Source organism: Actinopolyspora mortivallis DSM 44261 (assembly GCF_000384035.1).
Lineage (GTDB): Bacteria > Actinomycetota > Actinomycetes > Mycobacteriales > Pseudonocardiaceae > Actinopolyspora > Actinopolyspora mortivallis.
Genome location: NZ_KB913024.1, coordinates 2,566,076 through 2,578,784 on the forward strand (window position 1 = coordinate 2,566,076; position 12,709 = coordinate 2,578,784).

Consider the following 12,709-nt stretch of genomic DNA (forward strand, 5'->3'; position numbering starts at 1 on the left):
ACGATCAGGAGACTCCCCGCGTCCGGTCACCGTTCCGGTGAACGTTGTCACCCGTCTGCTGTTCACTCACGTCCGTGGGTGGCGGTTCGTTGCCGCCGACCCCCGCTGCGGTGAGCTCCCATTCCGCGAAGTCGCCGAACATCTCGGCCTCCTCGTCCGGCACCTCCTCGGAGCCGGCACCGCCGATCTCGGCGACCGAGTCCGAGTTGGGGGTGAGCGCCGGATCCTTGTCCGTGTCGTCCGCCTCGGAGTCGACCGAGACCGGCGTGGTGTCCAGCGCCTCACGCAGGTGTTGCAGGTGCGGACCACTGAAGTCGACCCGGATGCGTTCCACTCCCCCTGCTCCGTCGCCGAAGATGAACTGGCGCGGCGAGCGGTCCCGTTCGGTGTTGTTCCGGGAGGGACCGGGGCGGCGGCCGAGTGAGGACACGACCTGTTCGTATCCCGCGTCGACCGGGACCTTCAGCAGTCGCAGCGCGTCCGACTGCGCCTGTTCGTCGTCCAATCGGCCGACGAACACCGAGTCGAGCAGGGACACGAACCCCTGGATCCGCAGGAAGTCGGCGGGAATCTGGCTGGACAGCAGCACCCGGACGTTCCATTTCCGGGAGTCCCTGGCGAAACGGTTCATCAACACCCGGCCGGTGGGCACTTCGGACAGGAAGAAGGCCTCGTCGATCCAGACTCCCTTGCGTTCCTCCTTGGGACGCTCGTAGACGGTCCGCTGGGTCAGCCAGGCGGCCAGGTTGAGCAGCTGGACACCGAGGGCTTCGCTGTCGGTCCAGTGTTCCCTGCCTACCCCGTCCTTGGGCAGGGTCAGTCCCGCCATCGTCAACACGGTCAGCCGGTCCTCCCTGCGTTGGGAGTAGGGATCGGCGTCGGCCTCGGGAATCAGCAGCGACATGCGCTCGCGGATCTCGTCGAGGAAGTCCGCCACCACCACGGCGTGTTCGTGGTGTTCGCTGGCGTCACGACGCAACGCCTCGAAGACCATCCCCGGATGCGCGTCCGGTCGTCCCCCGACCGCGCGCACCGCGCGCAGCAGCACGATCCGGGTCTGGGGCATCCGGGAGATGTCGTAGGGCAACAGCCCGGTGAGCACGTCGAGCACCAGTCGGCGTCGGGTGGCCGCCGCCATGGCTCGCTCCCGACGCCAGCTGCGTTCGGGGTCGTCCTCGTCGACGAAGTGTTCGAGTTCCGGCTCGGCCACCACCCGGTAGGGGTTGAGAATGCCGGGTTGGGCGTTGAGCAGGTTGATCGGACGCGCGTAGGGACGCAGTTCCGGCAGTTCGCACAGCTCCGCCAGCGGACCCGAAGGGTCCAGCAGGGTCCAGTACGCGCCCGAGCGCAGGGTCTTGTAGACGAGTCCCCCGCCGAGGAAGGACTTACCTCCTCCGAGACCGGCGACCATGGCGGTCAGTCCGGAGGCGTCCCGGACCTCCTGGGCCATCCACGGGTCCCAGGCCACGGGGCGGCGGGTGGCCGTGCAGGTCTCCCCGATCAGCGCCCCTCGCCGATCCCCCACTTCGGCCGTGGCCTGCGGCACCGCCGAGGCGGCCCACACCACCGAACCACGGCGCAGGTAGGCGCCGGAGGCCAGCTGCTCGCCGGGGATGAACTCCCGAGCCATCGCGTACTGGGCCTCGGGGTGTTCGATGGCCACCTTCGGTTTGTACAGATCGAGCAGCTGCTGGGCCAGCCGCAGGGCGTCGCGTTCGGTCGGCCCGGACACCGCCATGCGCCACCAGGAACGCACTCGTGTGGCCAGCGCGGTGAAGCCCGAGGTCATCTCGTCGTCGATCTCCAGCACCCGACCGGCCTGTCTGGCCAGTGAGGTCGGCGGCTCCAGTCCGTGCTCCTCGGTGTAGTGCCGCACCTGGGAACGCACCTTGTTCATCTGGCGCTGTAGTTCCCCTCCGACGTCCTCGGGGCGGCGCACGTAGATCCGCGCCGACCATTCCACCGGGGCGGGCAGCCGGTCGGAGTGTTGCAGCCAGGGGTCGTCGACCTCGGGGATCTGCAGGCCGTGTGTCCGGCCGAGGGTCAGCACGGCCACGTGCCTGCTCACTCCCGCGTTGGAACCGGTCCGTCCCCGCACCGTCACGGTCGGGGCGTACGGTTCCTGGTGCATGTCGGCCGCGTCGGTGAACGAGGCCAGGTCCTCCGGTTGCCAGGAACCACTCGGTGTGGCGGGAAGGTTGCGGGGGGCGGGCAGACCCAGCGAGCAGGAGCGGTGCATCAGCCAGGACATCTCCTCGGCGGTGACGGGTCTGCCGTCCAGCCCGGCCGAACCGATCACCTGGTCGAGGTGTTCGATCTCGCTGTCCAGGGCCACCAGCTCCGCGTCGACCGCCTCGGGGAACACGCGCCGCAGCAGCGGCGCCGCCCGTTCGACGGCCCGGTCCACCACGTTGCGGGTCTGCACCTGCACTCCCAGGTAGACCTCTTTCTCGGCCATCGACCGACCCATGAGCTGCTGCTGTTCACCGACCATGTAGTCGTCGAAGCTCAGGGCCCCCGGCACGTCGGGCAGGGCGTTGTGCGCGTTGCGCACGTGCGCTTCGGCCCACATGCGGATCGGGTAGGGACGGTTGGTCACCCGCAGGTGCAGCCAGCGCCCCTGGAGTTCGGCGTACTGCCCCGCGATCGCGGCGATGAGGTCCTGTCGCTGTGAGTCGGAGCGGAAGGACCACCGTTGTGGGGAGAGCCGGTACCAGGCGAACACGTCCTGACCGGTGCGCAGCAGGTGGCCGTCGATGGACCGGGCCGCTATGGAGGGGGTGTAGCTGGGCAGGGACTGTTCCCCCGGGAGTCTGCGGTCCTTGTTCCTCCCGGAGCGCGCGGTCTTCGACGTCTTCTTCGACGCGGCGCGGTACTGCTGGTCAGAGACCTTCTTGGAGTCACGCTCACGACCTCGCCCGCGACCGAACACCGCGAACCTCCTTGCTGTGCGCACGTCTGTTGGAATTCCTGGTCCGCTGCGCGGACTCCCCGGAGGAACGTCCGCCGCGCCGGGCGGCGACCCGTCCCGTGGGAGGGGGTTCGGCGCTACGTCCCCGTCGGGGACGGGAACGACTTCCGGAGGAGGAGCGAGCGGTCTCCGCCGTCCCGTCGGGCCGCTGGGTTCGTCCCGGCGATCCGGAACCTCCGCGCGAAGCGCGCCCGGACTTCTTCGGACGCGGACGTGGACGCTGTGCTCGTACTCGGACCTTCGCGGCACTGACGGCCCCGCCTCTGCCCGAGTTCTTGCCACGCGGTGCGGTGAGTTCGCGCAACCACATGACCAGCACGGCGCTCAGCGGCCGTTCGTGACTGATCCGTGAGCAGATCAGTCGGGTCAGCGCGATCGTGATGACCAGCGCCCAGGCCGTGGAAAAAAAGCCGAAACCGATTCCCATTCTGCGTTCGGCCGCGAGCACCAGCAGGAACACCAGAATGCCCACACCCCACGCGACGTAACGCGCACGCCAGGGAAACGTCGCTTTCGGCGGACCGAGCCAGACCGCGTCCACCCGGTAGACCTCGTCGTCGGTACGTACCTGCATGTCGTTGCCACCTGCCCATCGGCCGAAAGCCGGTTCTCACCCGCTGCTGGTGCTGAACAGGCCGGCTATGAAAGTACCGATGTCCACTCCGGTACCGCTGACGGCGAGACCTATCACGGCCAGCGCCACGAAGACACCGCCCACACGACGCATCACGCCCGCGTTGTCGCCCTTGCCTCCACCCAGCCACAACAGCATCAGCGCCACGGTCAGCAGCAACAACGGAAGCAGGTTGTCCAGAATCCAACCCCTGATACCGTCGGTATCCAGATTGGTCTGGGCGAGCACTTCGACCAGCGGCTGCGTCCTGACGAACGCCCCGAGCTGCTCGAGTGCCTGGAGTGACACGGTGGTCATTGGATTCCCTCTGTGTACGAGCGGGTGTCGGCCTTCTCAACTGTCCGGGTGTCCCGGCACACGATGTCGTCTAGAACATGACACGTCCGACAGCGGTAGTGGTAGCCTCCGCCGGGTGTGGCGCGGAACGTGCCACGCTCACAGTATCCCCACCGGTGGACGGAACCACCCGTGTGGAGCAGCCCGTCACAACCGGTCCTGAGTGGATGGTTCCGCCGCCGCTGACGGTACGGCCGAACGGTCGAGTCGAGCCGAGCCGTCCGAACAACCAACCGAAGACCGTCCTTCCACGACTCGTCACCCGATACCCGACGTCCGTCCACGCGTGTTCTTCGTCATCCATGATGCCCGATAGACGATCACACTTTCGTGAATCCATCACATCAGTGGGGCATATCGGACATCCAGAGTGATCCGCGTCTCGGTAATTCACCCGCCGGAGGGAATGTGAGAGGTCGTCCGGCACGGGCCCGCGATAAGAGAACGTTCCCGTGTCGTGGCGACACGGGAACGACGCGCGGAGGGCGGACGAGTCGACCTGTAAGCCGGATCCTGTCACGGAGGGCCTCGCGGCACCTCCGTGTGGCGACCATCCATCTGGGCCTGCCGTCACCGACAGGCTCAAGCGGTCTACCCGCAAGTCTCGGGCGGGCCACCCTCGAACACTTGCGCAGACACCCGAGGGTGTCCTCTTGACCTTGCTCCGGGTGGGGTTTACCGAGCCATCCCTGTCACCAGGGATGCTGGTGGTCTCTTACACCACCCTTTCACCCTTACCCGGCCGCTGTCGGCCGGGCGGTCTGCTTTCTGTGGCACTTTCCCGAGGGTCACCCCTGGTTGCCGTTAGCAACCACCCTGCCCTGTGGAGTCCGGACTTTCCTCGGCGGAAGGGACTCCGCCGCGGCCGCCCGGTCGGCTCGTCCGCCTCTCCAGGCTAGAACACACCCACCGGGACCGACATTCCCACCCCGGCCACGCCACCGGCCCGACGACTCCGGTCCTCCCACCACGGGCCGTCCGACGGCGGTTGTTCAGCCCAGATGGGAGGTGTCGTTCACCAACCGCACGGAAGCGTTGCCGTCGGGATAGAACTCGGCCACGGACAACGAGGCCAGGTCCAGATGCAACCGATAGAAGAGCTCCGGGCCCACACACAGCGCCGTACGCAGGATCGCCTTGATCGGGGTCACGTGGGTCACCAGCACGAGGGTCTTTCCCGCGTGCTCCCGCAGCATCCCGTCCAACGCCGCGTTCACACGCTCGAACACCGTGTTCAGGCTCTCCCCGCCGGGAGGAGTGACGCTCGGATCCCCCAACCAGGCGGTGTGCAGTCTCGGATACCTCTCGGAGGCCTCCAGGAAGGTGAGCCCCTCCCAGGCACCGAAGTCGGTCTCGGCCAACCCCTCGTGCACCACCGGTTCCCCGCCGGTTGCCGCGACCACGGCCTCGGCGGTGGCGCGGGCCCGGGACAGCGGGGAGGTGAGCACCACGGCGGAGTCCGTCACCGCCTCCACGGAGGCCAGCCGCTTGGCCGCGGCCTGAGCCTGCCGGTGCCCGAGGTCGGTCAGGGCGACGTCACCTCTGCCCGAGTAACGCCGCTCCACCGACAGCGCGGACTGCCCGTGGCGCAGCAGCAACAGCCTGGTGGGAGTCCCCACGGCTCCCGACCAACTGGTCACCGCGGACGTCGAGGAGGATCCGCCCCCGGTGGGAGCCGGCTCCGGCGGGGTGTCCGCGTTCCGTCCGGAACCGCCGACCTCCTCCCCGTCGGCCTGGGCGTCCATGGCCTCGTTGGCCAGCCGGTCGGCGTGACTGTTCCGTTCCCGGGCCACCCACTGGAAACGCGCCGCGGCGAAGGAGAAGACGAGCTGGGTCGCCTCACTCGCCAGCGGTTGCAGGTCGGGGTGCTTGACCCGCCACCTTCCCGACATCTGCTCGACGACCAGCTTGGAGTCCAGCCGGATCTCGGCCTCCTCGGCGCCGAGTTCGAGCGCGGCGCGCAGACCGGCGATCAGCCCCCGGTATTCGGCGACGTTGTTGGTGGCCTCGCCGATCCCTCCGCGACGTTCGGCGAGCACCTCCCCGCTGGAGGCGTCCCGGACGACGGCACCGAAACCGGCGGGGCCGGGGTTGCCGCGCGAGCCACCGTCGGCCTCGATGATCACTCGTGAGGTCACAGTCCCGAATCCTTCGTACGCACCATGATCGCGCCGCACTCCTCGCAACGGACCACGTCGTCTCTGGCGGCATCCCGGATGGCGGCCAGAGCGGCCCGGTCCACCTCCAGCCGACAGGCTCCGCAACGACCGCCCTGGAAATGCCCGGCGCCCGTCCCCCGCTGGTTGCGGATCCGCTCGTACAGGTTCAGCAGGTCCTCGGGCAGGCCGGCCACCAGAGACTCCCGTTCGGCCAGACGTTTGGCCTCGTCACTGTCCAGATCGGCCAGGGCCTGGTCCCGCTGGTGCCTGGCGTCCTCCAGACGGGAGTCGGCCGTCTCCACCGCCTTCCTGCTGTGGGACAGGTCGGTCTCCTGGGCCTCCCGCCGCTCCATGACCTCCAGCATGTCCTCCTCCAGGGCGGCCTCGCGCCTGCTCAGCGTCTCCAGCTCGTGCTGCAGGTCCTCGAGCTGCTTGGAGGAACCGGTGGAGTCCATCATCTCGCGGTCCCGCCGCTGGCGGGCACGCACCTGGTCGACCTCGTTCTCCAGCCGTTCGACCTCGCGCTGCAGATCGTCCAGCGCGGTCTGCGCGGCCACCATGGCGTCCCGCTTCTCCCTGGCCTCGCGCTCGGCATCCCCGATGCGTTCCAGCTCGGGCAGTGTTCTCCTGCGGTGGTTGATGCGATTGAGCTCGGCATCCACCTTGGCGAGTTCGAGCAGCCTCTGCTGTGCTGCTGGATCGGCTTTCACTCGGGCATCCTCCCAGTATCGGTGGCGGTGCCGTGGGCGTGGACCGTCCACGGGTCGGTACGGCGTGCGGAAACGAGGACCTCGACCTCGTCGGACAGTGCCGTCGTGACGATATCGGCCGCCTGCCGGCACCACGGCCACTCACTGGCCCAGTGAGCCACGTCGACGAGGTTGGGCACCGCACCGCCCGGCACCTCGCCACGTGCCACGTGCTCGGAGGCGGGATGGTGGCGCAGATCCGCCGTGACGTAGGCGTCGACCCCGGCGTCCACGGCCGCATCCAGGTTCGAGTCCCCGGAACCCCCGCACACGGCCACCCGACGAACGCTCCGTCCTCGGGGGCCCGCTCCGCGAACACCCCACTCCGTGGTGGGAAGCGCTCCGGCGACCCGACGTACGAAGTCCTCGAACGGCTCCGCCTCGGGGAGTTCACCGATCCGGCCCAGCCCGGTCGCCGCGCCTTCCGCGTGCGGGCACAACGGTGCCGTGACGGTGAGCCCCAACGCGGCCGCCAGGGCGTCGGAGACCCCGGGACTGGCCGTGTCGGCGTTGGTGTGGGCGCAGTAGAGCCCGAGGCCGGAACGGATCATCCGGTGCACGAGCCGCCCCTTGGGTGTGTCCGCGGGCAGGCCGTGTACCCCGCGCAGCAGCAACGGGTGGTGCGCCACCAACAGCTGCGCCCCGACCTCCAGGGCCTCCTCCACGGTCTCCTCGACCGGGTCCACGCAGAACACCACCCTGCCGACCTCGGCCCGGGGATCACCGCAGACCAACCCGACCGCGTCCCACGACTCGGCGCGCTCCGGAGGATAGGCCGACTCCAGTACTCCCACGACGTCTTCGATCCGTGTGGTCATCGTGTCGCTTTCCGTCTCGTCACTGCACTCTCGGCGGGGTGGGCTCGCGGCACGCCGACGCTCAGGAGCCGAGGATCCCCCGCAGCGCCGCCGTCAGCTCGGCGTTCTCCCCGGGTTCCCGCACGGCCACCCGGAAGTGGTCCCCGCTCAGTCCGGGGAACGTGTCGGCCCGGCGCACCGCTATTCCCCGCTCCCGCAACCAGGCACGCACCCGGGCTCCCCGTTCACTACGCAACAGCAGGAACGGAGCCGCTGCCGGTCGTCCCACTTCCAGGCCGGGGATCGCATCGAGGTCGGAGGCCAGCTCCTCCCGGTAGCGCACGAGTTCGGTCGCCGCGCGTTCGGACTCCCGAACCGCCTCGGGGGAGGCACATCCGATCAGGGCTTCCAACCCCAACGTACCGACCGGCCAGTGGGGGCGACACCTGCCCAACCGCTCCAGCAGCTCCGGCTCGCCCAACGCGTAACCGGCCCGCAGGCCGGGCAGTCCCCACATCTTGGTCAACGAGCGCAGCACGAGCACCCCGGGAAGCCGCTCGGAAGCCAGCGACTGGCTCTCCCCCGGAATCGCGTCCATGAAGGCCTCGTCCACCACGAGCACCCTCCCGGGGCGGGCCAACGCCCGAACGGTCTCGGCGGGGTGCACCACCGAGGTGGGGTTCGTCGGGTTGCCGAGCACGACGAGGTCGGCCTCCTCCGGCACCCGTTCCGCTCGCAACCGGTAACCCTCCGCCGGGTCCAACAGCACCCTGGTCACCTCGAGCCCGGCGTTGCGCAGTGCGAGCTCGGGCTCGGTGAAGGAGGGGTGGATCACGACGGCCGAACGCGGACGCAGGGCGGGAAGCAGTGCGAAACCCTCGGCCGCCCCGGCCAGCGGCAGCACCTCCTCGGGGAGGCGCCCGTGCCGCTGGGCCGTGGCGTCCCGCGCGGCGCGCTCGTCCTCGGCGGCCGGGTAGCTCCCGAGGCGTTCCAACGCCGCGACCAGCCGCTTGTGCAACCACTCGGGGGGCCTGCGCAGTCGCACGTTGACCGCGAAGTCGAGCAGGCCGGCCGCGGCGTCCACGTCACCGTGGTGGCGCAGCATCTCCCGATCGTCCCGGCTAGTCATCCCCGGCAGTCTAGCCGTCCGGCGGTTCCCCTCCGGCACGCACGGGCAAGGAGGGAGTCGCCCCCTTTCGCTTCCCTCGGCCAGCCGAGTTCCTCCGGGCGGCGCCCCGAGGGCGGCACTCCGGACACGCCGGGGAGAAGCCCGGGACCCTGCTCCGATCCCACGGACGGGAGTTGGACACTGGGGACGTGACACTCGACTCCACTGCGAAGCCGCTGCACGTCTCGTTCGTCTGCACCGGCAACATCTGTCGGTCCCCGATGGCCGCGCTGGTCTTCGGTGAACACCTGCGTCGGGCCGGCCTGGACGACCGGGTGGAGGTCTCCAGCGCCGGAACCGGACCGTGGCACGTCGGGGAGTCGGCCGACCCACGCACCAGCGCGGTGCTGGCCGACCACGGCTACCCCACCGAGCACACCGCGGCCCAGCTCGACGAACACCACCTCGGAGCGGATCTGCTGCTGGCCATGGACGCCGGTCACCTCCGGGTGCTCCGCGACTCGCTGCCGAACCCGGACCGGGCCAGGCTGCTGCGCTCCTTCGACCCCGGCTCCGACGAGTGGGCCGAGGTGCCCGATCCCTACTTCGGCGGAGAACGCGGGTTCGACCGGGTCATGGAGATGATCGAGTCCTCGGTTCCGGGGATGCTGGACTGGGTTCGGGCGCGACTGGGCGAACACCGGCCCTCCGACTCCTCGGAGGCACCCGCCTGAGAGGTCCTTCCGAGGCCTCGGAACGACCGGCTGGGGACGACTCGTGGCGGCACACCGGGCGGTCACGGCCACCCGGCGAACGGACGACAACCTCGGCGAAAGGCGAGAAGTGCGACACCTACCCGACGGACTGGCGACCTCGGTGGAGCGGCTCACCGGTTCCCACGCGGAGCGGGCACGCCCTCTCGGGGGAGGCGACGCCTCCGAGGCCTACGAGGTGACTCTGGCCACCGGTGACCGCGTGTTCGCCAAGTCCGCTCCTTCCGGGATGCCGGGAGCGCTCGAGGCGGAAGCCGCGTCGCTGCGCTGGTTGGGCGAGTCCGGGCAGGCACGTGTTCCCCGGGTCCACGGTCAGGACGAGCGGTGGTTGGTCACCGACCACGTGAGCGCCGTCACCCCCACCCGGAAGGCGGCCGAGGACTTCGGTCGGCAACTCGCACGCGTGCACGCCTCCGGTGCCCGAGCACACGGCTGCCCTCCGCCGGGAGGGCCCCGGGAGGCCTGGATCGGACTCGCCCCCATGCGCAACGATCCCGGGACGGACTGGCCCACCTTCTACCGTGCGCTCCGGGTCGAGCCCTATGTTCGCGAGCTGGTGGACGCCGGGACGCTGGGAACGGACGAGGCCGCCACGATCGACGAGGCCTGCGAACTGCTCGACCAGCTTCCCGGTGCCGACGAGCCTCCCGCGCGCCTGCACGGTGACCTGTGGAGCGGCAACGTGCACTGGGGCCACGACCCCGTCGACGGCTCCACCGGGGTGTGGATGATCGACCCGGCGACTCACGGTGGGCATCGGGAGACCGATCTGGCCATGCTGAACCTGTTCGGCTGCCCCCATCTGGAGGAGATACTGGGGGCCTACGAGGACGAGCGGCCCCTCGCCGAGGGGTGGCGCCAACGGGTCGGACTGCATCAGCTCTTTCCGCTACTGGTGCACGGCGTGCTCTTCGGGCGGGGGTTCGCCGCCCGGGCGGTGGGCGTGGCGCGCGAGGCGTTGCGCGGGCACTGAGCGCTCCCCGCCGGTACCACCTCGCCACACGGCGAGCGTGCCTCCTCTCCGTGATCCCGCCCTCCCCTCCGCCGGGGCGGTGCGGCGGGAGTCGACACACGGCCTACCGTGGACCCGTGCGTTTCGGGTTTCTGCTGCGCCCCGGCTGGATCGGCCTCGTCCTGCTGGTCGGCGTCTTCTCCATGCTCTGTTTCACGGTGCTGGCACCGTGGCAGTTCGACAGGCACGCCGAGACCCAGGCACGCAACGAGGCCGTGCGGGCGTCCATGCGTGCCGAACCGGTTCCCCTGGAGCGGGTGCTGCCGGACGGCGCCGCCCCGAGCGAGTCCGACGAGTGGACCCGGGTCACCTTCACCGGTCACTACCTGCCCCGCGGGGAGACGCTGGCCTGGCAGCGCACGGTGCTGGGCGAGCCCGCTTTCGAGGTGCTGACCCCCTTCCGACTGAAGGACGGGACCACACTGCTGGTGGACCGGGGGTTCATCCGGCCGGTGGAGTCGACCCGGGCGCCCGAGTACCCGGCCCCTCCCTCGGGAACGGTGCGGGTGACCGCACGGATCCGGTTGGACGAGCACGACAGCGAGAACCGTGAGCTGTTCCGCCACGACGGGCACCGGTGGGCCTACGCGATCAACGCCGACACCGTCGGGCGCGGGGTGGACATCCCGATGCGGCCGGGGTACTTCTCGCTCGTGGCCGACCAACCGGGAACGGTGCGGGCGATGCCGCTGCCCCGGCTGGAGTCGGGGCCGTACCTCTCCTACGCCATGCAGTGGATCATCTTCGGCACCATGGCCCCCCTGGCGGCGGGATACCTGATCTACACCGAGGCACGCTCACCCGGCGCAGGAGCGACGAGGGCCGCCTCCACCGGCCCGAGTCGGCGGCAACGGCCCCGGCGCAAATCCGTGTCCCAGCTCGTCGCCGAGGAGGAGCGGCGGGAACGGGAGGGGGTTCCCGGAACCGAGTGACCGTCCGCCGTGCCCGGCGACCGTGGGGTCAGCGCCGCGCCGACCTCGTGACGAACACGGCCGTCCCGGCGGCCAGTGCCCCGGCCACGGCTCCGACCAGCCGGGACAACTCCACTGCCCGGGTGACGTCGCCGCCGTCCGCGGTACGCCCCTCCCCGAGCACCGGGCGATGCTGTACGACGTGCCCGTAGTCGGTACGCCCACCCAGACGAATCCCCAGCGCCCCCGCGAAGGCGGCCTCCACCTGCCCCGCGTTCGGGCTCGGGTGGGCGGCGGCGTCCCGCCGCCTGGCCCGCCAGCTCCCCTTGGCCGAGCCACCGACCACCGGGGCACACAACGCGGTCAGTCCGGCGGCCAGCCGAGAAGGCACGAGGTTCGCCAGATCGTCCAGCCGTGCCGCGGCCCATCCGAATTCCCGGTAGCGTTCGCTCGGATGACCGACCATGGCGTCGAGCGTGTTCACCGCGCGATAGGCCAGCAGCCCGGGAACCCCTCCGAACGTCCCCCAGAACAACGGGGCCACCACGGCGTCCGAGGTGTTCTCGGCCACGGACTCGACCGTGGCCCGCGCCAACCCCTGGTCGTCCAGACCGTCGGCGCTCCTGCCGCAGAGCCCCCGCAGTCGCACACGGGCCTGCTCCAGCTCCCCGGCCTCGAGGTGGCGGGCCAACACCGTGCCCTCGCGCCCGAGCGAAGCCCCACCGAGCACGGTCCAGGTGGCCACCCCCGTCAGAACCGCCCGGGTGGCCGGACCACGTCGTCCCACCCGCTCCGCCGCCCAGCCGAGCACCAGGACACCACCGACGAGTCCGCCGGTGTGGAGGGCCCCGGCGAGCCGACCGCGCCGGTAGACGACCCGTTCGAAGCGCTCGGCCAGCCCACCGAAGGCGGCGACCGGATGCCTCCGTTCGGGATCGCTCAGCACCGCGTCGGCGGCGACCCCCAGTAACAGTCCTACCGCCCGCCCCGTGTTCACCGTGTTTCCTCCTCGACAGTTCCACGTCGCCCCGGAACAGCACGCTACCGCCCCCACCGAACGCCCCCTGATGTCCCCTTTCGGAGTGTTTCCCCGGACACGATCCGCCCACCGGGGTGGTCCGCGCGAGAGTCCCGGAGACCTCCCAACCGGCGGGGCTCCTCACCGGGCGAACCGCCGCGGGCGAAGAAGCCCTCACGGTGACGGAGTGTTTTCGGTCTCACCACGGGGCGGGGTTATCGTGGCCGACCGTGACCGCCGA

10 protein-coding genes, 1 other RNA gene and 1 pseudogene are annotated in these 12,709 nt (G+C 70.1%); 3 read left to right on the forward strand and 9 right to left on the reverse strand.

Annotated features, from left to right (window positions below; all coding sequences use genetic code 11):
• Nucleotides 1-4: 4 nt before the first annotated feature.
• From ACTMO_RS0112085 to cobC, 8 genes and pseudogenes are all read right to left on the reverse strand, one after another.
• Nucleotides 5-2,932, reverse strand: coding sequence for an ATP-binding protein (locus ACTMO_RS0112085; protein WP_019854954.1), 2,928 nt, complete (start codon nt 2,930-2,932; stop codon nt 5-7).
• Between the two features lie 243 nt (nt 2,933-3,175).
• Nucleotides 3,176-3,545: pseudogene (locus ACTMO_RS24105) on the reverse strand (hypothetical protein); the annotation flags it as partial.
• Nucleotides 3,546-3,581: 36 nt separating this feature from the next.
• Nucleotides 3,582-3,902, reverse strand: a complete 321-nt coding sequence (locus ACTMO_RS0112095) for a hypothetical protein (RefSeq protein ID WP_019854956.1) — start codon at nt 3,900-3,902, stop codon at nt 3,582-3,584.
• Between the two features lie 525 nt (nt 3,903-4,427).
• Nucleotides 4,428-4,822, reverse strand: an RNA gene (gene rnpB, locus ACTMO_RS22115) — RNase P RNA component class A.
• 111 nt (nt 4,823-4,933) lie between these two features.
• Entirely contained in the window at nt 4,934-6,079 is a 1,146-nt protein-coding gene (locus tag ACTMO_RS0112100) for a bifunctional RNase H/acid phosphatase (protein WP_019854957.1), read from the reverse strand.
• Entirely contained in the window at nt 6,076-6,810 is a 735-nt protein-coding gene (locus tag ACTMO_RS0112105; protein WP_019854958.1) for a zinc ribbon domain-containing protein, read from the reverse strand. Before ACTMO_RS0112105 ends, ACTMO_RS0112100 begins: the two co-directional genes overlap by 4 nt.
• Nucleotides 6,807-7,667 (reverse strand): Nif3-like dinuclear metal center hexameric protein, encoded by an 861-nt coding sequence (locus ACTMO_RS0112110; RefSeq protein ID WP_019854959.1) that lies wholly within the window; start codon nt 7,665-7,667, stop codon nt 6,807-6,809. The genes ACTMO_RS0112105 and ACTMO_RS0112110 overlap by 4 nt, the downstream gene beginning before the upstream one ends.
• Nucleotides 7,668-7,728: 61 nt before the next feature.
• Nucleotides 7,729-8,775 carry an Rv2231c family histidinol phosphate aminotransferase CobC gene (cobC, locus tag ACTMO_RS0112115; protein ID WP_026449152.1) on the reverse strand — a complete coding sequence of 349 codons (1,047 nt, stop codon included), beginning with the start codon at nt 8,773-8,775 and terminating at the stop codon, nt 7,729-7,731.
• 188 nt (nt 8,776-8,963) lie between these two features.
• Between cobC and ACTMO_RS0112120 the strand changes: the two genes are divergently transcribed.
• The 3 genes from ACTMO_RS0112120 to ACTMO_RS0112130 all read left to right on the forward strand — a co-directional run bounded on the left by ACTMO_RS0112120 (nt 8,964) and on the right by ACTMO_RS0112130 (nt 11,471).
• Entirely contained in the window at nt 8,964-9,488 is a 525-nt protein-coding gene (locus tag ACTMO_RS0112120) for a low molecular weight protein-tyrosine-phosphatase (protein ID WP_211212949.1), read from the forward strand.
• A gap of 109 nt (nt 9,489-9,597) precedes the next feature.
• Nucleotides 9,598-10,500 (forward strand): fructosamine kinase family protein, encoded by a 903-nt coding sequence (locus ACTMO_RS0112125; protein ID WP_026449153.1) that lies wholly within the window; start codon nt 9,598-9,600, stop codon nt 10,498-10,500.
• Nucleotides 10,501-10,616: 116 nt separating this feature from the next.
• Nucleotides 10,617-11,471 carry an SURF1 family cytochrome oxidase biogenesis protein gene (locus ACTMO_RS0112130; protein ID WP_019854963.1) on the forward strand — a complete coding sequence of 285 codons (855 nt, stop codon included), beginning with the start codon at nt 10,617-10,619 and terminating at the stop codon, nt 11,469-11,471.
• A 28-nt stretch (nt 11,472-11,499) separates the two neighbouring features.
• Here the strand turns inward: ACTMO_RS0112130 and ACTMO_RS0112135 are convergent, their stop codons facing one another.
• The gene (locus ACTMO_RS0112135) at nt 11,500-12,447 is read right to left on the reverse strand and encodes a cobalamin biosynthesis protein (protein ID WP_019854964.1); all 948 of its coding nucleotides are present in this window, start codon (nt 12,445-12,447) and stop codon (nt 11,500-11,502) included.
• Nucleotides 12,448-12,709: the final 262 nt, after the last annotated feature.

Excerpts from the sequence above, each read along its gene's own strand:
- ACTMO_RS0112095 (WP_019854956.1), bottom strand. The coding sequence starts at position 3,902 with ATGACCACCGTGTCACTCCAGGCACTCGAGCAGCTCGGGGCGTTCGTC.
- ACTMO_RS0112110 (WP_019854959.1), bottom strand. The coding sequence starts at position 7,667 with ATGACCACACGGATCGAAGACGTCGTGGGAGTACTGGAGTCGGCCTAT.
- cobC (WP_026449152.1), bottom strand. The coding sequence starts at position 8,775 with ATGACTAGCCGGGACGATCGGGAGATGCTGCGCCACCACGGTGACGTG.